20 protein-coding genes are annotated in these 21,694 nt (G+C 70.9%); 11 read left to right on the top strand and 9 right to left on the bottom strand.

The window, feature by feature from the left end; translation table 11 throughout:
* Positions 1–52 precede the first annotated feature (52 nt).
* Both ddaH and rocD read left to right on the top strand, forming a co-directional pair.
* Complete coding sequence (ddaH, locus tag ABTU82_RS07045; protein ID WP_407172577.1) at positions 53–949, top strand: dimethylargininase; 897 nt, start codon at positions 53–55, stop codon at positions 947–949.
* Positions 946–2,163, top strand: a complete 1,218-nt coding sequence (gene rocD / locus ABTU82_RS07040; RefSeq protein ID WP_116648041.1) for an ornithine--oxo-acid transaminase — start codon at positions 946–948, stop codon at positions 2,161–2,163. Before ddaH ends, rocD begins: the two co-directional genes overlap by 4 nt.
* Before the next feature lie 68 nt (positions 2,164–2,231).
* Here the strand turns inward: rocD and ABTU82_RS07035 are convergent, their stop codons facing one another.
* Complete coding sequence (locus tag ABTU82_RS07035; RefSeq protein WP_407172576.1) at positions 2,232–3,782, bottom strand: molybdopterin-dependent oxidoreductase; 1,551 nt, start codon at positions 3,780–3,782, stop codon at positions 2,232–2,234.
* Between the two features lie 252 nt (positions 3,783–4,034).
* On the opposite strand from ABTU82_RS07035, the gene ABTU82_RS07030 reads away from it, so the two are divergent.
* The 3 genes from ABTU82_RS07030 to ABTU82_RS07020 are packed head-to-tail and all read left to right on the top strand — an operon-like array spanning position 4,035 to position 7,636.
* On the top strand, positions 4,035–5,756 hold the full coding sequence (locus ABTU82_RS07030; RefSeq protein WP_116648039.1) for a circularly permuted type 2 ATP-grasp protein: 1,722 nt from the start codon (positions 4,035–4,037) through the stop codon (positions 5,754–5,756).
* Positions 5,757–5,805: 49 nt separating this feature from the next.
* Positions 5,806–6,738, top strand: a complete 933-nt coding sequence (locus ABTU82_RS07025) for an alpha-E domain-containing protein (protein WP_116648038.1) — start codon at positions 5,806–5,808, stop codon at positions 6,736–6,738.
* 52 nt (positions 6,739–6,790) lie between these two features.
* Positions 6,791–7,636 (top strand): transglutaminase family protein, encoded by an 846-nt coding sequence (locus ABTU82_RS07020; protein ID WP_116648037.1) that lies wholly within the window; start codon positions 6,791–6,793, stop codon positions 7,634–7,636.
* 67 nt (positions 7,637–7,703) lie between these two features.
* On the opposite strand, the gene ABTU82_RS07015 is transcribed toward ABTU82_RS07020, so the two are convergent.
* Entirely contained in the window at positions 7,704–8,012 is a 309-nt protein-coding gene (locus tag ABTU82_RS07015) for a hypothetical protein (protein ID WP_407172574.1), read from the bottom strand.
* A 267-nt stretch (positions 8,013–8,279) separates the two neighbouring features.
* Here ABTU82_RS07015 and ABTU82_RS07010 point away from each other — a divergent pair, with 267 nt between their 5' ends.
* The 3 genes from ABTU82_RS07010 (at position 8,280) to ABTU82_RS07000 (ending at position 11,655) form a co-directional block, all read left to right on the top strand.
* A complete protein-coding gene (locus ABTU82_RS07010; protein ID WP_407172572.1) occupies positions 8,280–9,878 on the top strand; it encodes an AMP-binding protein in 1,599 nt (532 codons plus the stop codon).
* Positions 9,879–9,957: 79 nt separating this feature from the next.
* Positions 9,958–10,635: an SDR family NAD(P)-dependent oxidoreductase gene (locus ABTU82_RS07005; protein WP_407172570.1), complete on the top strand. Its 678-nt coding sequence runs from the start codon at positions 9,958–9,960 to the stop codon at positions 10,633–10,635.
* 96 nt (positions 10,636–10,731) lie between these two features.
* Positions 10,732–11,655, top strand: coding sequence for a spermidine synthase (locus tag ABTU82_RS07000; RefSeq protein WP_407172568.1), 924 nt, complete (start codon positions 10,732–10,734; stop codon positions 11,653–11,655).
* Positions 11,656–11,660: 5 nt separating this feature from the next.
* Here ABTU82_RS07000 and ABTU82_RS06995 read toward each other — a convergent pair whose 3' ends face one another.
* Both ABTU82_RS06995 and ABTU82_RS06990 read right to left on the bottom strand, forming a co-directional pair.
* Positions 11,661–11,822: a hypothetical protein gene (locus ABTU82_RS06995; protein WP_165817980.1), complete on the bottom strand. Its 162-nt coding sequence runs from the start codon at positions 11,820–11,822 to the stop codon at positions 11,661–11,663.
* A gap of 130 nt (positions 11,823–11,952) precedes the next feature.
* The gene (locus tag ABTU82_RS06990) at positions 11,953–13,572 is read right to left on the bottom strand and encodes a DHA2 family efflux MFS transporter permease subunit (protein WP_407172566.1); all 1,620 of its coding nucleotides are present in this window, start codon (positions 13,570–13,572) and stop codon (positions 11,953–11,955) included.
* A 106-nt stretch (positions 13,573–13,678) separates the two neighbouring features.
* On the opposite strand from ABTU82_RS06990, the gene ABTU82_RS06985 reads away from it, so the two are divergent.
* Positions 13,679–14,959 carry an FAD-binding protein gene (locus ABTU82_RS06985; RefSeq protein WP_407172564.1) on the top strand — a complete coding sequence of 427 codons (1,281 nt, stop codon included), beginning with the start codon at positions 13,679–13,681 and terminating at the stop codon, positions 14,957–14,959.
* 109 nt (positions 14,960–15,068) lie between these two features.
* Complete coding sequence (locus tag ABTU82_RS06980; RefSeq protein ID WP_205781264.1) at positions 15,069–15,857, top strand: IclR family transcriptional regulator; 789 nt, start codon at positions 15,069–15,071, stop codon at positions 15,855–15,857.
* A gap of 80 nt (positions 15,858–15,937) precedes the next feature.
* Here the strand turns inward: ABTU82_RS06980 and ABTU82_RS06975 are convergent, their stop codons facing one another.
* From ABTU82_RS06975 to ABTU82_RS06955, 5 genes are read right to left on the bottom strand one after another with little or no spacing between them, the layout of a single operon-like run.
* The gene (locus tag ABTU82_RS06975; RefSeq protein ID WP_407172562.1) at positions 15,938–17,113 is read right to left on the bottom strand and encodes an acyl-CoA dehydrogenase family protein; all 1,176 of its coding nucleotides are present in this window, start codon (positions 17,111–17,113) and stop codon (positions 15,938–15,940) included.
* Entirely contained in the window at positions 17,106–17,996 is an 891-nt protein-coding gene (locus ABTU82_RS06970) for an amidohydrolase family protein (protein WP_116648030.1), read from the bottom strand. Before ABTU82_RS06970 ends, ABTU82_RS06975 begins: the two co-directional genes overlap by 8 nt.
* Positions 17,993–19,597: an AMP-binding protein gene (locus ABTU82_RS06965; RefSeq protein ID WP_407172560.1), complete on the bottom strand. Its 1,605-nt coding sequence runs from the start codon at positions 19,595–19,597 to the stop codon at positions 17,993–17,995. Before ABTU82_RS06965 ends, ABTU82_RS06970 begins: the two co-directional genes overlap by 4 nt.
* Positions 19,594–20,511, bottom strand: a complete 918-nt coding sequence (locus ABTU82_RS06960; RefSeq protein WP_407172559.1) for an SDR family NAD(P)-dependent oxidoreductase — start codon at positions 20,509–20,511, stop codon at positions 19,594–19,596. Before ABTU82_RS06960 ends, ABTU82_RS06965 begins: the two co-directional genes overlap by 4 nt.
* The gene (locus tag ABTU82_RS06955; RefSeq protein ID WP_205781262.1) at positions 20,508–20,975 is read right to left on the bottom strand and encodes a MaoC family dehydratase; all 468 of its coding nucleotides are present in this window, start codon (positions 20,973–20,975) and stop codon (positions 20,508–20,510) included. The genes ABTU82_RS06960 and ABTU82_RS06955 overlap by 4 nt, the downstream gene beginning before the upstream one ends.
* A gap of 188 nt (positions 20,976–21,163) precedes the next feature.
* Between ABTU82_RS06955 and ABTU82_RS06950 the strand changes: the two genes are divergently transcribed.
* Positions 21,164–21,694, top strand: a complete 531-nt coding sequence (locus ABTU82_RS06950) for a UGSC family (seleno)protein (RefSeq protein ID WP_407172557.1) — start codon at positions 21,164–21,166, stop codon at positions 21,692–21,694.

Here is a 21,694-nt window from a genome sequence, read left to right as displayed (position 1 = left end):
GCCCCAGGACAGCGTCCGCCGCCCCTTGCTATACGCACAGTCGAGGAGCCCCATGTCCACGAACGAAACCGCCGCCCCCTCCGTTCCGGCGGAGCGCATCGCGCAGCACCGTCGCTACCTCATGTGCCGGCCCCAGCACTTCACCGTCAGCTACAGCATCAACCCGTGGATGGAGCCGAGCCGGCCCACCGACACCGACGTGGCGCTGCGCCAGTGGCAGACGCTCTACGACACCTACCTCGCGCTCGGTCACGAGGTCGAGCTCATCGACCCGCTCGAGGGCCTGCCCGACATGGTCTACACCGCCAACGGGGGCTTCCTCATCGACGGCATCGCCTACGGCGCGAAGTTCCGCTTCCCCGAGCGCGCGGCCGAGGGGCCGGCGTTCATGGAATGGTTCCGCGACAACGGCTACACCGTCGCCGAGCCCGCCGAGGTCAACGAGGGCGAGGGCGACTTCCTGCTCGTCGGCGACACGATCCTCGCCGGCACCGGGTTCCGCTCGACCGGAGACAGCCACCGCGAGGTGGGAGAGGTCTTCGGCAAGGAGGTCGTGTCGTTGACGCTGACCGACCCGCGCTTCTACCACCTCGACACGGCGATCTCGGTGCTCGACCCCGTTCAGGGCCCTTCGACAGGCTCAGGGGCCGGAGGGGTGGAGCGGGCGAACATCGCCTACCTGCCGAGCGCGTTCGATGAGGAAGGCCGCGGCATCCTCGCCGAGCGCTACCCCGACGCGATCCAGGTCGACGACGCCGACGGCGCGGTCTTCGGGCTCAACTCCGCGAGCGACGGCCGGAACGTGCTGATCTCGCCCCGGGCCAAGGGCTTCGAGGCGCAGCTGCGCGAGCGCGGCTACAACCCGGTGCTGATCGATCTGTCGGAGCTGCTGCTCGGCGGCGGCGGCATCAAGTGCTGCACCCTCGAACTGCGCGGCGGCTCGCGATGAGCACCTCGACCGACACCGGAACCCTGCGGATCATCACGGCGGAGGACGACCACCTCGCCCACAACTACCACCCCCTGCCGGTGGTCATCTCGCGCGGCGAGGGCGCCTGGGTCACCGATGTCGAGGGCAAGCGCTACCTCGACCTGCTCTCCGCCTACTCCGCGCTCAACTTCGGGCACGGACACCCCGCGATCCTCGCGGCGGCTCGCGAGCAGCTCGATCGGCTCACGTTGACCAGCCGGGCCTACCACAACGACCGACTCGGGCCGTTCGCCGCGGCGCTCGCCGAGCTGTGCGGCAAAGACCTCGTTCTGCCGATGAACACCGGGGCCGAGGCGGTCGAGACGGGCATCAAGGTCGCCCGCGCATGGGCGTATCGCGTCAAGGGCGTGGCACCGGATGCGGCGAAGATCGTCGTCGCGAACGGCAACTTCCACGGCCGTACGACGACGATCGTCGGCTTCAGCGACGACCCCGTCGCGTACGAGGGCTTCGGCCCCTACGCTCCGGGCTTCGTGCACGTGCCGTTCGGCGATGCCGCGGCGATCGAGGCTGCGATCGACGAGAGCACCGCCGCCGTGCTGATCGAGCCGATCCAGGGTGAGGCGGGCGTGGTCATTCCGCCCGAGGGGTATCTCCGGGCCGTGCGCGAGCTCTGCACGGCGCGCGGCGTGCTGTTCATCGCCGACGAGATCCAGTCGGGGCTCGGCCGGGTCGGCACGACCTTCGCCTGCGATCGCGAGGGTGTCGTGCCCGACGTCTACCTCCTGGGCAAGGCGCTGGGCGGCGGCATCCTGCCGGTGTCTGCCGTCGTCGCGAACCGTGACGTGCTGGGGGTCATCCGCCCGGGCGAGCACGGCTCGACCTTCGGCGGCAACCCGCTCGCCGCGGCCGTCGGCCTGCAGGTGGTCGAGATGCTGGCGTCGGGGGAGTTCCAGACGCGCGCGGCGGCCCTCGGTGAGCACCTCGCCGCCAGGCTCGACGCGCTCGTCGGTCACGGCGTGACCGCGGTGCGCGTGGCCGGTCTCTGGGCGGGCGTCGACATCGATCCCGCCGTCGGCACCGGGCGCGAGGTGGCCGAGCGGATGCTGGCACGCGGCGTCCTCGTCAAAGACACCCACGGGCAGACGATCCGCCTCGCCCCGCCGCTGGTCGTTCGGGGCACCGAGCTCGACTGGGCCGTCGAGCAGCTGCGCCACGTGCTCACGGTCTGACGCGCAGCATCCGCCTCGTCCCGGCCGCCGAGACCGCTCGACGAAGGCGTGCGGTTTCGCCGGTGCAGTCAGCGCACGGTGACCTCGACCGAGTGCCAGCCCGTCGCGCCATCGGGCACGACGTCGGCGCGGTCGGGGGTCTGGGTCTCGCCGTCCGCGTTCGTCGCGCGCACGGTCAGCCGGTGGGTGCCGGATGCTGCCTGCCACGGCAGGCTCCACTGCACCCAGGTGTCGTCGCTGATGGCCGAGGCCAGGGTGGCCTGCTGCCACTCGCCCTCGTCGATCTGCACCTCGACGCCGGCGACCCCCACGTGCTGCTGCCAGGCGACTCCGGCGATGACCGTCTCGCCGGCGGTGAGAGAGGTGCTGCGGCGCGGCACGTCGATGCGCGACTCGAGCTTGATCGGTCCGCGCTCCGACCAGCCGCGGTCGGTCCAGTACGACGTCGCCGCGTCGAAACGGGTGACCTCCAACTCGGTCACCCACTTCGTGGCCGAGACGTAGCCGTAGAGACCGGGCACGACCATTCGCACGGGGAAGCCGTGCTCGGTCGGCAGGGGTTCGCCGTTCATGCCCACGGCGAGGATCGCATCGCGCTCGTCGGTGAGGGCCTCGATCGGCGAGGAGGCCGTGAACCCGTCGATCGAGCGGGAGAGCACCATGTCGGCGTCGGCGCTCGGTCGGGCGCGAGCGAGCAGTTCGCGGATCGGGTAGCCCAGCCACACGGCGTTGCCGATGAGGTCGCCGCCGACCTCGTTCGACACGCAGGTGAGTGTGGTGATGCTCTCCTCCAGCGGAAGGGCGAGGAGCTCGTCCCAGGTGATGGTGACCTCCTGCTCGACCATGCCGTGGATACGCAGCGACCAGTCGGAGGTCGACACCTGGGGAACGACCAGGGCGGTGTCGATGCGGTAGAAGTCCGCGTTCGGGGTGATGACCGGCGCGAGCCCGTCGATCCCGAGCTCGGCCCCCGCGGCCACCGCGGGTGCGCGCGAGGCGGGCGTCGGCAGGCGGATCGCGTCGCGGGCCGCGGTCACGACCTGTGCGCCCGCCCGCACCGCGCTGCCGGCGATCGCGAGCACGACGCCGGTCGCCGTGACGGCTCCCGCCCAGACGAAGAATCCGCGGCGGCCGGGATCGGCGGGACCGTCGTCGGTGCGCCCGGCGGCCTCCTGCGACCGCACCGCCGAACGGGCCAGGTACCGGATCGCGATCGCGCCGATCGCGCCGGCCAGTGCCGCGGGGAACCAGGAGGCGACGGAGGCGTCGGGGCGGGTGGCAGCCACGACCGCGCCGCCGATGCCGATGGCGAGCACGAGCAAGCGGCCCCAGGGCGGGCGGCGTGCCTCCAGAACCCCGGCGCCGGCGGCCAGGACCGCGGCCACGAGGCCGATGCCGACGAGGAGCGCGATCTTGTCGCTCGTACCGAAGAGCGCGATGGCGGTGTCTTTCGCCCACGAGGGCGCGAGGTCGATCATCGCGCCGCCGACGGCGGCGAACGGGCTCGATGCGGGGGCGACGAGCCCCGCGACGAGTTCTCCCGCGCCCGCCGCGAGCGCCACCGAGCCCACGCCGGCGATGGCGGGTAGGAGCGGTGAAGGTCGGGAGGCGACGGGCATGCGCTCAGCGTACGTCCGCCCGAGGGGCGGGCGGATGCTGCGACGAGAGCCCCCGGCGGCTTCTCAGGCGGGCGCAGCGCAGCTGATCTCCGCGGCCGCGGCGCGCCCCCGCAGCATCCGCCCTCCTGGGCCGTCGAGACCGCACGGTCTGGACGAAGCCGCATCCTCCCGCGAGGAGGGGAGCGAAGAAGAGGGAGACGGATGCTGCGGGGCGAAACAATGCCGCAACACGGGCGGGGATAGGCTCAGGGGATGGGCGACCTGTTCGACGGATACGGCTCCACGCTGGCGCCGCGCAAGACGGCGTCGGGGGTACCCGCCTTCGACGAGATGTTCGGTCACCCCGCTCATCCCGGTGAGGCGGCGGAGTCGCGCACCGCGTATCGAGAGCTCTACCAGGCGCTCGCGAAGATGACGCAGGAAGAGCTGCGCGGGCGCACCGACTCGCTCGCGAGCTCGTACCTCGCGCAGGGCGTCACGTTCGACTTCGCCGGCGAAGAGCGGCCCTTCCCGCTCGACGCGGTGCCGCGCGTGATCACCTACGACGAGTGGTCGAAGGTCGAAGCCGGGGTCAAGCAGCGCGTCAAGGCGCTCGAGGCGTTCCTCGACGATGCCTACGGCCACCAGCACGCGGTGCGCGACGGTGTCATCCCCGCGCGTCTGATCTCGTCGTCGCAGTACTTCTACCGCCAGGCCGCGGGCATCCGCAGCGCCAACGGCGTACGCATCCAGGTCTCGGGCATCGACCTCATCCGAGACGAGAACGGTGAGATGCGGGTGCTCGAAGACAACGTGCGCGTGCCCTCGGGCGTGAGCTACGTGATCTCGAACCGCCGCGTGATGGCGCAGACGCTTCCCGAGCTCTTCGTCTCGATGCGCGTGCGCCCCGTCGGCGACTACCCGAACAAGCTCCTCGCCGCCCTCCGCGCCTCGGCCCCGCCGGGGATCGAAGACCCGAACGTCGTGGTGCTGACCCCCGGCGTCTACAACTCCGCGTACTTCGAGCACACCCTGCTCGCCCGCCTCATGGGCGTGGAGCTCGTCGAGGGGCGCGACCTGCTCACCGCCGGCGGCAAGGTCTTCATGCGCACCACCCGCGGTCCGCAGCGCGTCGACGTCATCTACCGTCGTGTCGACGACGAGTTCCTCGACCCGCTGCAGTTCCGCGCCGACTCGATGCTGGGCGCCCCCGGACTGATGCTGGCCGCGCGGCTGGGCAACGTCACGATCGCCAACGCGGTCGGCAACGGCGTCGCCGATGACAAGCTCGTCTACACCTACGTGCCCGACCTCATCCGGTACTACCTGGCCGAGGAGCCGATCCTCAAGAACGTCGACACCTGGCGCCTCGAAGACCCGAACGCGCTCGAGGAAGTACTCGACCGCCTCGACGAGCTCGTGGTCAAGCCCGTCGACGGGTCGGGCGGCAAGGGATTGGTCGTCGGGCCGGACGCATCGCCCTCCGAACTCGAGAAGCTGCGCACGCGCCTGCTCGCCGATCCGCGCGGCTGGATCGCGCAGCCGGTGGTCATGCTGTCGACGATCCCCACCCTCGTCGAGGACGGCATGCGTCCGCGTCACGCCGACCTGCGGCCGTTCGCGGTCAACGACGGAGAGGACGTCTGGGTGCTGCCGGGCGGGCTCACTCGCGTCGCGCTCCCCGAGGGGCAGCTCGTGGTGAACTCGAGCCAGGGCGGCGGATCGAAAGACACCTGGATCGTCGGCGGCTCGGCCCCCGGCCACGTCGAGTACGGGCAGGGCGTCGGACTCGCCGGCCTCGTCGCCGATCAGGCGGCGACGGTGACCGAGGCGATCCCGATCATCTACGACGGGCAGCCGGCGCCGGTCGTGTCGCCCCACGACCGTCCCCTCTCGCGCAGCGAGCAGCAGGAGCAGCAGCAGCAGTCCGACCCCGAGCACGGGCCGCAGGCCGAACAACAGCAGCAGCAGGCCCAGGACGGTGCCGGATGCTGAGCCGCATCGCAGACCCTTCGACACGCTCAGGGACCAGGAAGGACGGCTCATGCTGAGCCGCATCGCAGAGAGTCTGTTCTGGATCGGGCGCTACATCGAGCGCAGCGACGGAACGGCGCGCATCCTCGACGTGCACCTGCAGCTGCTTCTCGAAGACCCCTGGATCGATGAAGACACCGCCTGCCGGTCGCTGCTGAGCGTGATGGGCTCGGCCCAGCCCGAGGGCCTCGAGCACGTGCGGCGCGAGGACGTGCTGCAGCGCCTGGCGATCGACCGCATGAATCCGGCGAGCATCTCGTACGCCCTCACGGCCGCGCGCGAGAACGCCCGGCGGGCGCGCGAGATCGTCTCCACCGAGCTGTGGGAGACCCTGAACACCTCGAACTCGCGCATGCCCCGGCGCCTGCAGACCGAGAAGGTGTCGGAGTTCTTCGGCTGGGTGCGCGAACGCGCCGCCCTCGCGGTCGGCATCGTCGATTCCTCGACCAGCCGTGACGAGGCCTGGCAGTTCTTCACCCTCGGTCGCAGCATCGAGCGGGCCGACATGACGGCGCGGCTCCTGGCGACGCGATCGCTCACCGAAGCATCCGGGCCGTCGTGGACGACCATCCTGCGCTCGTGCGGGGCGTACGAGCCGTACCTGCGCACCTACCGCGGCATGCCCAGCGCCCACAACGCCGCCGAGTTCTTGCTGCTCGACCGGCTCTTCCCCCGCTCGATCATCTACTCGATCCAGCGCGCGGAGGAGTGCATGAGCCTCATCGACCCGCGCGCCGATCGTGTCGGGCATTCGAACACGGTGCTGCGGGCGCTCGGGCAGATCCGCAACGACCTCGAGTACAGCCCCATCAGCGACGTGCTCTCGGAGTTGCCGCACCACATGAAGCGAGTGCAGAAGGTGACGCGCGAAGCATCCGAGGCCATTCGCCAGCGGTTCTTCCCGACGCAGGCGGAGCCGAGCTGGATCGGAGAGATCTCGTGATGGTTCGACAGGCTCACCAACCGGGGCTGCGCCCCCGCGGGCGGGGGCAGGCATGAAGAGATTGCGCATCGAGCACTCGACCGGCTTCTCGTACCAGGGCGACGTGTCGGCCTCGTACAACGAGGCGAGGATGCTGCCGGTCTCGACCGACAGCCAGTTCGTGCTGAGTTCGTCGCTCGACATCGACCCCTCGACGTCGGTGAACCAGTACATCGACTACTTCGGCACCCGCGTCAGCGCGTTCGACGTGCTCTCGCCCCACGACGATCTGAGCATCACCGCTCGCTCGCTCGTCGAGGTGCGACCGCGGCCGATCCAGCACCTCGACGTGTCGTGGGAGTCGCTGGCGGCCGAGGCCGAACGCTCCATCGCGACGGTGGAGCAGCTCACGCAGACGGCGCGCACGCGGCCCCACCCCGAGGTCGCCGAGATCGCCCGATCCATCGCCGGTCAGCACGACCACCCGGGTGCCGCGGCGCACGCGATCGCCGAGGCCCTCGGTGACGCGGTCGAATACATGCACGGCGTGACCAGTGTGCTCTCCACGGCTCACGAGGCGTGGGTCGCGCGCAAGGGCGTGTGCCAGGACATCGCGCACATCACCCTCGGTGCCCTCCGCGAGGTGGGGATCCCCGCCCGGTACGTCTCGGGCTATCTGCACCCGCGTCCGAACGCCGAGGTGGGCGTGGCCGTCACGGGCGAGTCGCACGCGTGGGTGGAATGGTTCGCCGGTGACTGGCAGGGCTTCGACCCCACGAACAACATCGAGATCGGCGACCGTCATGTGCTCGTCGGTCGAGGGCGCGACTACAACGACGTTCCGCCGCTGCGCGGCGTGTACGCCGGTCCGTTCAAGTCGGCGCTGAACGTGAAGGTGACGATCACCCGCGAGATGTGAGCGTGCGGAGGCGGTCGCTCATTGCCCGCGTTCGGGCGCGGTGGTCTCCGGCCCGTCGGCGCGCGGGTCAGGCCTGCGCGTTCGCGGGAGGTGCCGGGCGGATGCTGCCACGGAGGAACGGCAGCCACGGAGCCCGGTACACGAGCGAGCGGTCGTCCGGCGAGAGCGTGAGCTCCGCCTGCCCGAACCGCCAGACGCGGGTGAAGAGGAAGATCGCGACGGTCGCGTCGTCGCTCGGCACCTGCCACGTGCCGAGGCCCCACTGGGTGGGCTGGCCGCGCCCGTCGAGCACGAGGGTCGGGCGCACGCCGGCGTAGAGCGCGAACCAGGGCTTACGCAGGGTCAGCTCGATGCGACGGCTCGTCGGGACGGTCATCCCGCCGACGTTACGGGCCCTACCGCGCAAGTGCCAGTGCGAGCATGCACCCCGAGGGCACGACGTCCGCCCGAGAACACGGCGTGCGTGCGTGCTCAACCCGTGCGCTCGGGTGCATGCCGTGCGCTCGGGCGAAGGGATCGGCAGGGGGGATCGGCAGGCCTGGGCGCAAGGGGTTCCCTGGAGAGGCTCATCGGGTGAGAGTGGAGCATCCAGTCGCTGCCCGCGGGCGGCGGCGAGTTCGCGACGAAGCGAGAGGTGCTCCGCATGTTCACCAGCCCTTACGAGGCCCTCGACATCCCCGATGTCGGCGTCTACGAGTACCTCTTCGCATCACTCGAAGACTCCGACCTCGACCGCATGGCGCTGATCGACCCGCAGACCGGCTCCGAGACGACCTACGGAGCACTGCGCAGCCAGATCGAGGCGTTCGCGGGTGCTCTCGCCCACCGCGGTGTCGAGGTCGGCACCGTCGTGGCGATGCTGTGCCCGAACGTGCCGGCGTTCGCGACGGTGTTCCACGGGGTGCTGCGCCTGGGAGCCGTCGCCACGACCGTCAACTCGCTCTACACGGCGCACGAGATCGAGGAGCAGCTGCGAGACTCCGCTGCCACCTGGGTCGTCACGATCTCGCCCCTCCTCGAGCACGCGGCCGAGGCGGCACGGGCGGTGGGCATCCCCGACGAGCGGATCATCGTGCTCGACGGCGCCGACGGGCATCCCCATCTGCGTGCGCTGCTGGCCGAGGGGCGGGCAGCGCCGGCCGTGTCGTTCGATCCGGCGACCCACGTCGCCGTTCTCCCGTACTCCTCGGGGACGACCGGGATGGCCAAGGGTGTCATGCTCTCGCACCGCAATCTCGTCGCGAACGTCGAGCAGTGCCGCATCGCGATCAACCTCGGGCGCGACGATCGCGTGCTGGCGGTTCTGCCCTTCTTCCACATCTACGGCATGACGGTTCTGCTGAACCTCGCGTTGCGCCAGCGGGCGAGCCTGGTGACGATGCCCCGGTTCGACCTCGTCGAGTTTCTCCGCAGCATCCAGGACCACCGCTGCACGTTCCTCTTCATCGCTCCGCCCGTGGCCGTCGCGCTCGCCAAGCTCCCGGTCGTCGACGACTTCGACACCTCGAGCGTGCACACCGTCTTCTCGGGCGCCGCCCCGCTCGACGGCGAGACGGCGCGTGCCACCGCGCGGCGCCTGAACGCCCACGTGCTGCAGGGGTACGGCATGAGCGAGCTGAGCCCCGTCTCGCACGCCACGCCGTTCGACCGCGACGACGTGCCCGAGAGCGCGGTCGGGGTGCTGCTGCCGAACGTCGAGGCGAAGCTCGTCGACGTCGACTCGGGCGCCGAGATCGACGAGCACGGCGCCGACGGACTCACCTCTCCCGGCGAGATCTGGGTGCGGGGGCCGAACGTCATGCTCGGATACCTGAACCGCCCCGACGCCACGGCCGAGACGATCGACGCCGACGGTTTCCTCCACACCGGTGACATCGGCGTGCACCACGTCGACGGCTACTTCGCGATCGTCGACCGGCTGAAGGAGCTGATCAAGTACAAGGGCTACCAGATCGCACCCGCGGAGCTCGAGGCGCTGCTGCTGTCGCATCCGAAGGTCGCGGATGCCGCGGTGATCGGTGTCTCTGACGACGACGGCCAGGAGGTGCCGAAGGCCTTCGTCGTCGCGGTCGCGGGCACCGGCCTCACCGAGGAAGACGTGGCAGGCTTCGTCGCCGAGCAGGTCGCGCCGCACAAGAAGGTGCGTCGCGTGGAGTTCATCGACGCGATCCCGAAGTCGGCCTCGGGCAAGATCCTCCGGAAAGACCTGCGCGCCCGCGAGAAGGCGGCTGCGGCCGGCTGACGACGCCCCCGATCGGCAGAAGGTCGACGGCGGGCGTGACGGCGTAGCCTCGACGGGTCGATCGAACCTCGGAGGAATCATGGATCTGGCCCTGAACGGACACGTCGCCCTCGTCGTGGGCGGCACCGGCTACATCGGCAGCGCGGTGGTCGAGCGCCTCCGCGCCGAGGGCGCGACCGTGCTGAGCGCGGGGCGCAGCTCCGGAGACGTGGTGATGGATGCTGCGGACGACGGCTCGGTCGCCTCCGCGATCGCCGGCGTGCTCGCCGAGCACGGCCGCCTCGATGCGCTGGTCGTCACGGCGGCGCCGGCAGCGCAGACCCTCGACCCGGCCCTCTCCGCCGATCCCGCCGATGTGCTGGCCGCCGTCGACGGCAAGGCGATGACGTTCCTCCGCGCGGCGAACGCCGTGCTCCCGCTCATGCGCGAGGCCGGCTACGGCCGCATCATCGGGGTCGCCGGGCAGAACGCTCTCGTCACGGGCGACGTGCGCGGATCGATCCGCAACGCGGCGCTGATCATCGCCGCCGAGAACCTCGCCGACGCGTGCGCGGGAACCGGGGTGACGGTGAACGTCGTGAACCCGGGCCGCGTGACCGACGAGCCCAGCGCAGACGTGCAGCCGGGTCGGGGCGGCGAGTCGTCGCCCGCGCAGATCGCCGACCTCATCGCCTTCCTCGCCTCGCCTCTCGCCGCCGCCGTCTCGGGCGAGTCGATCGCGGTCGGGCATCGCGTGCGCGGGGTCACCCACCTCTGACCGCGCGCCACCCTCGGTCGCGGCATCCGACCCCGGCATCGCCCGGTAGCCTCGGGCGAAGGCGCGCCCTCTTGCGCGCCGGAGATCGAGACACCCATGAGCGCGCGATTCGAAGAGCTCGACTGGCAGGACACCCGGATGGGTGAGCTGACGCTCCGGCGGCGGGTCGATCCATCGACGGGCGAGCAGATCTACGAGGTCAAGCTCAACGACGAGTACCTCATGTCGAGTCTGTTCACCGTGGCCGAGGAGGAGCTCGCCACCCTCGGTCTGGCCGCCGCGACGGGGGACGACCTGCGCGTGCTCGTCGGCGGCCTCGGCCTCGGATACACCGCCGCGACCGCGCTGGCCGACGAGCGGGTCGGCAGTCTCACCGTCATCGACGCTCTGGCCGCCGTGATCGGCTGGCACGAGCGGGAGCTGCTGCCCGTGTCGGCGCAGCTGGTGCGCGACGAGCGGGTCTCGCTGGTGAACGACGACTTCTTCGCGGTCGTGCGGCGGGCGCCGGGTGCCGGGGACGAGCTCTACGACGCGATCTTCCTCGACGTCGACCATTCGCCGCGTCACACGCTCGATCCGACCCACGCCGATCTCTACACGGCCGCGGGGCTCGCCTCACTGGCTCGCCACCTCGCCGACGGCGGCATCTTCGCCCTCTGGTCGGACGACCCGCCCGACGCCGACTTCCTGTCGACGCTGTCGTCGGTCTTCGACGACGCCACCGCGCACGTCGTGGACTTCGCCAACCGGCTCACCGGCGGCACGTCGTCGAACACCGTGTACGTCGCCGCCCGGCGGCCTGGTGCGGGCGGACATACGCTGGACGGATCGTCGAACGAAGGGGTCACCGTGTCAACAGGTGCCGAGCACGTCGAACCGCACCGCATCCCCGAGCCGGGCGAGCCGAGCGTTCCCGAGATCGAGGTCGACGAGACGGTCGCGCCCCGCCCGGAGGAAGAGATCGCCGACGTGGCTCGCGCCGAACCCGACGTCGACGACCACTCTCCGTCGGCAGGCTGAGGCCGCTAGTCGGCCTGTTCGTCCTCTTCCGGTTCGAAAGTCGAGGCCGTGCCGGTGTGTCCGGCCGCCACGCCGCCGAGCTCGTTCGGAATGGTGCCGTCCGTGCCCAGGCCGTCGGGCTTGACGTCGCCGTCGGGGTCGTTCTTCGAGTGGTCGTTGTCGCTCATGTCGAACTCCTTCGTTGGGACTGCCCAGCGTGCGCCATTCCTCGTGGCGCGTCGACCCTTCTTCCGGATCGGACGGCGCCTCGTAGAATGACGCCGCCTCGAGGTGCGGGCGGGGCTCCGATGCGGCAGATCACGGGCGTTCGGAGACCTCGGTGGGCTCGTCCTCGCGGCGGCGGGCGGGGGCGGATGCTGCGGACCCGAGCGAGATCGTCGCCAGCAGTCCGAGCGTGAGGAAGCCGGCTGCCGTGAACGCGGCGGCCCGCGTTCCGTCGGAGAAGGCCTCCTTCGCCGCATCCGCGACGGCGGCGCTCTGGCCCGACGCCTCGAGCCCGGCGATGGCGGCGCCGGCGCTGTCGACCACCGACGAGACGATCTGGTCGCTCTGGGTCTGGGGGATCCCCTGGTCGGCGAGGGAAGCGCCGAGGATCCCGGCCGTGCTGGAGTACAGCACCGTTCCGAGCACAGCGACCCCGAGCGCCGCGCCGAGCTGCCGCGAGGTCGACTGCGTGCCCGACGCCTGGCCGCCCTCGGAGGCGGGCACGTCGGCGAGAACGACGCCGGTCAACTGGGCGGTGGCGAGCCCGACGCCGAGGCCGTAGACGAAGAGGAACGGCAGCAGCGGAACCCACGACGCGTCCGGGCCGATGACGAGGGCGATCCCGGCGACGCCGACGATCTCGGCGGCGAGGCCCGCCCGCACCACCCACACGGGGGCGACGCGACCCGAGAGCGCCCCGGCGATGCCGCTCGCCACGAACGAGCCGATCGCGAGGGCGAGCAGGATGAGGCCGGTCTGGAGCGCGTCGAACCCGATGACGAACTGCAGCCACAGGGGAAGGGCGAGGATGATGCCGAACTCGCCGAGCGAGACGACCATCGCCGCGATGTTGCCGTTGCGGAACGAGGTGATGCCGAACAACCCGAAGGCGAGAAGCGTCGAACGGCCGCGGCGCCTGCGGTGAAGGCCCCAGGCGATGAACGACGCGAGCCCGAGCAGCGCGACGGCGAACGCGATCGGCACCGGGGAGAGCTCCCACGGCCAGGTCGCGTCGCCGAGGGTCGGCACGGTGTCGACGAGCCACCAGCCGTAGGTGCGCCCCTCGATGAGGCCGAACACCAGGGTGCTCATCGTGACGACCGACAGCACCGCGCCGACACCGTCGATCCGCTCGGCGCGGTCGCTGCGCGATTCCGCGACAGTGAGCAGCACGCCGACCACGATGATGATGCCGAGCGGGATGTTGATGCCGAAGGCCCACCGCCACGAGAAGGCGGTCGTCAGCCATCCGCCCAGGAGCGGGCCCACGGCGGCCATGCCGCCGATGGTCGAACCCCAGACCGCGAACGCGATACCCCTTTCGCGGCCGCGGAAGGTCGCGTTGATCAGCGACAGCGTCGTCGGGAGGATCATCGACCCGCCCACGCCCTGCACGAGGCGGGAGAGGATGAGCAGCCCGCCGGTGGAGGCCAGGGCGGCGGCCACGGAGGCGATCACGAAGATCACGACGCCGATCAGCAGCATCCGTCGTCGTCCGAAGCGGTCGGCGAGGCTGCCGAAGACGAGGAGGAGCGAAGCGAAGACGAGGGTGTAGGCCTCCTGCACCCACTGCACCTCGGTCGACGAGATGCCGAGGTCGTCGACGATCGACGGGATGGCGACGTTGACGATCGTGGAGTCCACGATGATCAGGGAGACGGCGATGCTGATGAAGACGAGCCCCACCCAGCGGAGCTTCGACGAATGCGACATGTCGCTAGATTATCTAGCTATATCGCCGGAGGCGAGTGGCGACCGCCGCGAGATCATTCTGCTCGGGGCGACCTCGGCTCCCGCGTCGCGCGGATAGGTTGTTCGCATGGACAAAGGCACGCACGACCAGGCCGAACCCGCGAAGAACTGGGCCGGCACCTACGCGTACCGCGCCGCGAACCGGGCGCGACCCCGCGACCTCGACGAACTGGTGGCGCTCGTGCGCGGTCGGGGCGACCGCATCCATGCCCTCGGCACGAGGCACTCGTTCACCGATCTGCCCGACACCGGCGGCACGCTGATCGATCTGACTTCGCTCGACGGCGGCATCGAGATCGACGGTGCCGCGCACGTGGTGCGGGTGCCCGGAGGTACGCGTTACGGCGTGCTGGCGCAGGCGCTCGAGGCCGAGGGATGGGCGCTGCGCAACCTGGGCTCGCTCCCTCACATCAGCGTCGCCGGTGCCACGGCGACCGGCACCCACGGATCGGGCAACGGCAACGCGGTTCTGTCGACCGGCGTGCGCGCGCTGCGCTACGTCGGCGCCGACGGCGAGGTCCGCGACGTGCGCCGCGGCGACCCCGACTTCGAGGCGCTGGTCGTGGGCCTCGGCGCGTACGGCATCGTGACGCAGGTCGAGCTCGACATCGTTCCGACATACCGGGTGCGCCAAGACATCTACGGCGGTGTCACGTGGGAGGCCGCGCTCGCCGACCTCGACGCGGTCACGGGCGCCGGCTACAGCGTGTCGGTCTTCACGCACTGGGACGACGACGAGATCGGTTACGTCTGGGTGAAGACGCGCCTGGTCTCCGACGACGACGATGTTCCCGCCGCTCTCCTCGACGGGGCCATCGTCCACAACGACTCGCCGCTCGGCAGCCACGACAACGTGACGGAGCTCGGCGGGGTTCCGGGGCCCTGGATGCTGCGACTGCCGCACTTCCGCCTCGACCGCGAGCCGTCGTTCGGCGCCGAGATCCAGACGGAGTACTTCGTCGACCGATCGGTCGCACCCGACGCCCTGCGCGCGGTGCGCGCCCTCGCCCCGATGATCCGCCCGCACCTCGCCGTGAGCGAGCTGCGCACCGCGGCGCGCGACGGGCTCTGGCTGAGCCCGGCGTACGAGCGCGACGTGCTCGCCATCCACTTCACGTGGCACGATCGTGCCGCCGAGGTCGCCGAGGTCATCCCGCACATCGAGGCCGCGCTCGCTCCCTTCGCCGCGCGCCCGCACTGGGGCAAGCAGCACGCCTTCGATGCCGAGCGGATTGCGGCGGTGCACCCCCGCATCGCCGACGCCCGCGCGGTCTTCGAGCGCCTCGACCCCGAGGGTCGTTTCGTCAACGCGCATCTCGAGCGGGTCGGAGCGCGCCTGCCGCGCTGATCGCGCCGAGAGTGCCCGTTCCCGCCGAGGGTGGCCGCTTTTTCGGGCACGGATGGCGAGAACGGGCACTTTCGCTGTACGGAAAGCCGCGCGCCGCCATACTGGGAGGGTGACGACGGAGCACGCGGGGCCTCAGGACGCATCGGCGCGTTCGGTCATCGACCGGGCCTTCACGATCCTCGGAACCTTCCAGGGCGGCCGGGTGCGTCAGACGCTCTCGGAGATCAGCCGCCGCACGGAGCTGCCGATCGCGACCTGCCATCGCATCGTCCAGCGCCTCACCGAGTGGGGGGCCCTGGAGCGCGAGACGGAGGGGCGCTACCGCATCGGCCTGCGCCTGTGGGAGGTCGCCTCGCTCGCGCCGCGTGCCGTGGGCCTGCAGCGCCTGGCGCGCCCGTACATGCAGGACCTGTACGAGACGACGGGCTACGCCACCCATCTCGCCATCCGCGAGGGCAGGGAGCTCATCTCGATCGAGCGCTTCCAGAGCCCGCGCCGCCCGGCACGCCGTCCGCTGGTGGGCAACCGCTACCCGATGCACGCGACGGCGATCGGGCAGGTGCTGCTCGCCCACGCGCCCGAGGAGATCAGGGCCGAGGTCGTCGAGGGCGACCTCGAGCAGTTCACGCCGCGCACCTACACCGACCGCGAGACGCTCACCCGCGTCCTCGACGACATCCGCCGCAGCGGCTACGCCGTGAGCGACCGCCAGGTGGACAACATCCACGTGAGCGTCGCCGCCCCGGTCTTCGGCGCCGACGCAACGGTGATCGCCGCGGTCTCGCTCGCGCTCACCGAGCAAGACGTCGACGGCAAGAACATGATCCACCTGGTGCGTCTGACGGCGACGTCGATCTCTCGCGCGCTCGGGGCGGCGGGCTTCGGCGAGACCCCCTGACCCGCGCCGACCCGCGCCGCACCGCTGAGAGTCCAGAACACCCGGACACTTCGCCCCCGGCGTCCGGGTGTCCTGGACTCTCAGCGGGTGAATGCGCTGAGACCCGTCACCGCCCGGCCCACGATGAGGGCGTTGATCTCGCGGGTGCCCTCGAACGTGTAGAGCGCCTCGGCGTCGGCGAACATCCGCGCCACGTCAGTGTCGACGCGAATGCCCTCCGCCCCGCACACCTCCCGCGCGAGTGCGACGGTCTCGCGCGCGCGATCCGCCGTCCACATCTTCACCAGCGCCGCGTGCTCCTCACCCAGGCGTCCCGCCTCTCGCAGGTCGGTGAGGCCCACCGCCATCGCGAGCGAGGCGGTGGCGTTTCCCAGCATCCGTGCCAGCTTCTCCTGCACGAGTTGGAAGCCGGCGATCGGCCGGCCGAACTGCTCGCGCCGGAGGGCGTAGGCGAGCGCCGCCTCGTAGGCGCCCACCTGGAGGCCGGCCGCGTTCCAGGCGACCACGTGCCGGAGCTTCGCGAGGATCGCCGACAGGTCGCCGAAGTCGTCGATGCGCTGCAGGCGGTCCGACTCCGGAACCACGACGTCTGTCAGCTCGATGTCGGCGTTGCGCACCATCCGCAGGCTGATCTTCCCCGAGATGTCGGTGAGCGAGACCCCCGGAGCGTCGCGAGGCACGAGGAAGACCTTCGCCCGCCCGTCGGACGCATCGCGGGCGACGACGAGGATGACGTCCGAGATGGCCGCGTTCCCGATCCATCGCTTGCGACCGCTGATACGCCACCCCTCGCCGTCGCGGGTCGCCGTGGTCTGCATGCCGCCGGCGACATCCGAGCCGTGCTCCGGCTCGGTCAGGGCGAAGCATCCGGTCACCGAGAACGAGGCGATCCCCGGGTCCCACCGGGCGACCTGCTCCGGCGAGCCGCCTTCGCGTACCACGGTGCGGAACATGCCCACCTGGCCGCCGTAGACCGTGCCGATCGACATGTCGCACCGGGCGAACTCGAAGTGCTTGAAACCGACGTAGAGGGGGTCGGGGGTTCCGTCGGGTCCTGCGACGGCCGGGTCGTCCTCCAGGTCGAGCGCGGCGAGCTCCCGGCGCAGATGCGCGGGGCAGTGGGCGTCTTCCCACCACTGCGCGAGGTGAGGCCGTGCCCGCTCGTCCAGGAGCGCCCGCAGCGCCGCGAGCTTGGCCCGCGCGGCGGGGGAGAGCCGGTCGGCGAAGCCGAACAGGTCGGTCGCCGGGTCACTCACCCGCGAGTCCCAGGAGTCGCACCGCGTTGTCCTTCAGGATCATCGCGCGCACGTCGTCGGGGTACTCCAGCAGCGCGAAGTCGGTCAGCCACCGCTCGGGGGTGAGCGCGGGCATGTCGGATCCGAAGAGCACCTTGTGCTTCAGGTACGTGCGCGCCGCGCGCACCAGGGCGGGTGGGAAGTACTTCGGCGACCATCCCGACAGATCGATCCACGCGTTCGCTTTGTGCGTCGCGATCGAGATCGCCTCGTCCTGCCAGGGGACGCTCGGGTGCGCCATGATCACGGGGAGGTGAGGATGCCGCGCCGCGACGTCGTCGAGCAGCATCGGGTTCGACAGGCTGAGCCGGAAGCCCCATCCGCCCGGGAGCCCCGCTCCCGCGCCGGTCTGGCCCGTGTGGACGAGGATCGGCAGCCCGAGCTCTTCGATCGCGGCGAAGAGCGGGATGTAGGCGGGGTCGGACGGGTCGAACGCCTGCACCGACGGGTGGAACTTGAACCCGCGCACGCCGAGTTCTATCGCCTGGCGTCTCGCCTCTTCGACGGCGGCTTCGCCCTGCAGCGGATCGACGCTTCCGAAGGGGATCAGCACGTCGGAGTTCCTTCGCGCACCCGCGACCAGGTCGTCGACGCTGTTCGGGCGATGATCGAGGTTGGTGGTCGCATCGACGGTGAACACGACGGCGCCGGTGTTGCGGGCGCGGTAGTACTCCGCGGTCTGATCGACGGTGCGCGGCTTCTCGCTGCTCTTGAAGTAGGCCGCCATCGCCTCGGTGAGCGCGGGCGGCGAGGCCGTGCGTCCCGACTCGTCGATCGACACGTGCACGTGCACGTCGATCATCGATACCTTCGCGGGGTCGAACCCCGGCCAGCCCGCGCTCATCGCACCGCCTCCGCCAGCTCGCGCTCCGCGTCCTGTTTGACGCGGGCGAGCTCGACCTTCCCGGTCATCGACCGTTCGAGGCTCGCCCGCACGAAGACGTGCCGGGGCTTCTTGTAGCCGGCGAGACGTTCGTCGAGGTAGGTCCGCAGCTCCTCGACGTCGATCTCGCGTCCCGGCACCGGGGAGACCATCGCGCTCACGACTTCGCCGAAGCGGCGATCGGGCAGGCCGAAGACCACGGCGTCGTCGACGGTCGGGTGCGACAGGAGGGCCTCCTCGACCTCAGCGGGGAAGACCTTCTCGCCGCCGGTGTTCACGACCGCGCTGAGGCGCCCGAGCAGCTCGACCGAGCCGTCGCCCCTCGCGCGTGCCCAGTCTCCGGGCATGATGTAGCGGTTGCCGCGGATGGTGGGGAACGTCTCGGCCGTCTTCGCGGGATCGCGGTAGTAGCCCTTCGGAAGGATGCCGCGGAAGGCCAGGATGCCGAGAGCCCCCGCATCGGCCTGGATCTCGGCGAGGTCGTCGTCGAGGAGCACCGCGCCGGGGGTGAGTACGAGCCGGGCGGGCAGTTCGTCCTCCCCGCGCGTCACTCCGAACGCGAACGGGCCGCCCTCGCTCGAGGCGAGCATGTCGACGATGGCCAGGTCGCCCAGGGCGTGCAGTCGCCGTTTCACGTCGTCGCTGAAGCGCATCCCCGAGCTCAGGATCCACCGCACTCCGGGCAGGCCCGTGCCGCGACGTTCGACGGTCTCGGCCAGGGGCAGGGCGAGGGCGTCTCCGGCCACGATGAGGCGCGAGACGTCGAACTCCGCGATGAGGTCGGCGGCTTCCTCCATGTCCATGCGCGCAGCGGCATGCAGCACCACGGTGCCGCCCAGCGCCATCGTTCCCATCGTCGTCGACTGCGCCGTGCCGTGCAGGAGCGGCGTCAGGGGGAGGGTCACGATGCGGGGAGTGGCGGGGTCGACCGCGATCTGAACCGCCTCGGCGAGACCTTCCGGAGGGGTGATTCCGAGCAGGCCCCACGTCGACTGCCGTCGCGCGACGAGCAGCGTATCGAGATCCCACACGACGGCCTTCGGCGACCCCGTCGTGCCGCCCGTGTAGAGCCGCAACTCGGCCCCCCGCGGTGCGCTCTCGGGGAGCGCCCCGCCCGTGGCGACGACATCGGCGTACTCGAGCGCGCCGGCCGTGGCGGGCGAGCCGTCGTCGACCTCGATGATCTCGACGTCGAGGCCCGTGACGGCCTCGCGGGCCAGCTCGCCCAGGCTGCGTGCGGTGAGCAGAACCCGCGCCTCCGAGTCGAGCACGAGCTCGCGCACCTCGCCGGCACGGTAGCGGTAGTTGATCGCCACGGGCGAGACCCCGACGGCGAGGCACGCCCAGGTGAAGGCGAGGTACTCGGCGCGGTTGTACAGCAGGAGCGCTGCCGCGTCTCCGACCTTCAGACCGCGATCGACCAGATGCGTCGCGAGCGCGCCCGCTTCGGCGGCGAGCTGCGACCACGTCACCGTGCCGTCGCGGCTGATGACGGCGGGTCGGTCGGGGGCGGCGCGGGCGATTCCCTGCCAGAGGTCGCTGTAGTGCGGAGCCGACGTCATGCGCCTACCGCCTTCCGCACGGGCGGGCCGGAGTGCTGCGCCCGCGAGGCGAAGGTCGACCGCCAGGCGTCGGCGATCCCCGCCGCATCCCATCCGCCGTCGGAGTAGGCGGCGTCGAGCTCGGCGGGGTGCGAGTACAGGGTGAGCTTGTCGCCGCCGATGCCGATCGCCTGACCGGTGACGTCGCCGGCGTCGGCCGAGGCCAGCCAGACGATCAGCGGAGCGACGTCCTCCGGAGTCCCGAGCGCGTTGTCGTGCCGGAACGAGGCCGGGATGGGCTCGCCCGCGAGATAGCGCTCGTAGAGCTCCGCGTACGCCGGGATGGTCGCCGTCATCGGCGAGAGCGCCGTCGGCACCACGGCGTTGGCCGTGATCCCGGCGCGAGCGAGCTCGAGCGACCAGGTGCGGGCCATCGCGACCAGTCCGGCTTTCACCGCCGCGTAGTTCGTCTGGCCGAAGCTGCCGAACTGGCCGGCGGGCGACCCGATGAGCACGAGCCGGCCGCCCTCGCCCTGCTCGCGCAGGTACGTCGCGGCGGCCCTCCCGCAGGTGAAGGTTCCGCGCAAGTGGCTCGAGACCACCGCGTCGAACTCCGCATCCGACATCTTCCACAGCACGCGGTCGCGGAGCACTCCGGCGTTGGCGACGAGCGCGTCGAGACGTCCGTAGGTGTCGACGGCCGCGCCGACGAGGGCGTCGGCGGTCTCGGCGGGTCCGACCGCTCCGATCGAGCTGACCGCGCGACCGCCCCGCTCCACGATCTGCGCGACGGTCGACTCGGCGCTCTCGGCGTCGACGTCGTTCACGACCACGGCCGATCCGGCGTCGGCGAGGGCGATCGCGTAGGCGCGGCCGAGGCTGCGTCCCGCGCCGGTGACGATGGTGACGCGCCCGTCCAGGCGGACGGCGCTCACCGGTAGTGCCTCAGGACGAGTTCGGCGACGCAGACGGGTTTCGTCTCGCCCTCCGTCTCGAAGACCAGCTCGAGGGTCACCTGGTATCCGCCCGTGATCTCCTCCACCTGCGACACGGTGCCGCCGACGCGGATGCGGGCGCCCGAGCGCACCGCGTTCGGGAAGCGGATGCGGTTGAACCCGTACACGATGCCCATGCCGGCGTCGGTGACGCGGTAGATCTCGCGGAGGTGGAGGACGACCATGCTGAGCGTCAGCATCCCGTGAGCGATCCGACCGCCGTAGGGAGAGGATGCGGCGCGCACCTCGTCGACGTGGATCGGGTTGTCGTCTCCGGTCAGCACCGCATAGGTGTCGATGTCGGCCTGCGGCACCTCCCGCCACGATGACGGGCCGAGCTCTGCTCCGGCCAGCGCGGGCAACTCCGCCATCGTCGTGGGGGTCGCCGTGCGTGTCTCTGTCATGCCAGCTCCTTCGCTGCGTGTCGCGCGCCGTCGCGGCGGCTCGTCCCTGGCGATCCTCTCGGTAGTCCGCGTGCGGACGACAGCGGTTTTTCACCTGGTGGAAGTGCCCCGCGGGGTCGATCAGGCGCCGTGTCATAGTCGGGTCGCCGACGACCGATGACGACGAAGGGCGAGCCGCGATGGCGAACATGGAACTTCTGCTGGACCCCACGGGAACGGCCGAGAACACGCAGGACGACACCCTGTCGCCCAGACCGGTGAGCCTCAAAGGCCTGACGATCGGCCTGCTCGACAACACCAAGCCGAACTCCACCATGCTGCTGGAGAACATCGTCGCCGAGCTCCGCGAGCACTACGGTGCGGGGGAATCCCGGCTGTACACGAAGGACTACTTCGGCACCCCCGTGAAGAAGGAGCTCCTCGACCGGATCGTGGCCGAGTGCGACGTCGTGATCACCGCTGTGGGCGACTGCGGTTCGTGCAGCGCCGCGACCGTCGCCGACGGCATCCTCTTCGAGCGGGCCGGCATCCCCACCGTGGCGATCACCTCCGACTCGTTCCTGATGTCGGGGCGGGCGATGGCCTCCGTCCAGGGGTTCCCCGGGTTCGACTTCCACGCGGTGCAGCATCCGATGGCCAGCCTGTCGGCGCCGGAGGTGCGCGAGCGCGCTCTCGTCGCCGTGCCCGAGGTCGTCCGCATCCTCGGTCTGGAGGGGTGA

Source organism: Microbacterium deferens (genome assembly GCF_045517775.1).
In the GTDB taxonomy this organism is placed as follows: Bacteria; Actinomycetota; Actinomycetes; order Actinomycetales; family Microbacteriaceae; genus Microbacterium.
This window is presented reverse-complemented; position numbering and strand designations above follow the sequence as displayed.

Bases quoted from the DNA above. Each gene is read 5' to 3' on its own strand.
- rocD (WP_116648041.1), top strand. From the start codon at position 946: ATGAGCACCTCGACCGACACCGGAACCCTGCGGATCATCACGGCGGAG.
- ABTU82_RS06955 (WP_205781262.1), bottom strand. From the start codon at position 20,975: ATGACAGAGACACGCACGGCGACCCCCACGACGATGGCGGAGTTGCCC.
- ABTU82_RS06965 (WP_407172560.1), bottom strand. From the start codon at position 19,597: ATGACGTCGGCTCCGCACTACAGCGACCTCTGGCAGGGAATCGCCCGC.
- ABTU82_RS06995 (WP_165817980.1), bottom strand. From the start codon at position 11,822: ATGAGCGACAACGACCACTCGAAGAACGACCCCGACGGCGACGTCAAG.
- ABTU82_RS07000 (WP_407172568.1), top strand. From the start codon at position 10,732: ATGAGCGCGCGATTCGAAGAGCTCGACTGGCAGGACACCCGGATGGGT.
- ABTU82_RS06970 (WP_116648030.1), bottom strand. From the start codon at position 17,996: ATGAGCGCGGGCTGGCCGGGGTTCGACCCCGCGAAGGTATCGATGATC.
- ABTU82_RS06990 (WP_407172566.1), bottom strand. From the start codon at position 13,572: ATGTCGCATTCGTCGAAGCTCCGCTGGGTGGGGCTCGTCTTCATCAGC.
- ABTU82_RS07010 (WP_407172572.1), top strand. From the start codon at position 8,280: ATGTTCACCAGCCCTTACGAGGCCCTCGACATCCCCGATGTCGGCGTC.
- ABTU82_RS07025 (WP_116648038.1), top strand. From the start codon at position 5,806: ATGCTGAGCCGCATCGCAGAGAGTCTGTTCTGGATCGGGCGCTACATC.
- ABTU82_RS07030 (WP_116648039.1), top strand. From the start codon at position 4,035: ATGGGCGACCTGTTCGACGGATACGGCTCCACGCTGGCGCCGCGCAAG.
- ABTU82_RS07020 (WP_116648037.1), top strand. From the start codon at position 6,791: ATGAAGAGATTGCGCATCGAGCACTCGACCGGCTTCTCGTACCAGGGC.
- ABTU82_RS07035 (WP_407172576.1), bottom strand. From the start codon at position 3,782: ATGCCCGTCGCCTCCCGACCTTCACCGCTCCTACCCGCCATCGCCGGC.
- ABTU82_RS07015 (WP_407172574.1), bottom strand. From the start codon at position 8,012: ATGACCGTCCCGACGAGCCGTCGCATCGAGCTGACCCTGCGTAAGCCC.
- ABTU82_RS06985 (WP_407172564.1), top strand. From the start codon at position 13,679: ATGGACAAAGGCACGCACGACCAGGCCGAACCCGCGAAGAACTGGGCC.
- ddaH (WP_407172577.1), top strand. From the start codon at position 53: ATGTCCACGAACGAAACCGCCGCCCCCTCCGTTCCGGCGGAGCGCATC.
- ABTU82_RS07005 (WP_407172570.1), top strand. From the start codon at position 9,958: ATGGATCTGGCCCTGAACGGACACGTCGCCCTCGTCGTGGGCGGCACC.
- ABTU82_RS06950 (WP_407172557.1), top strand. From the start codon at position 21,164: ATGGAACTTCTGCTGGACCCCACGGGAACGGCCGAGAACACGCAGGAC.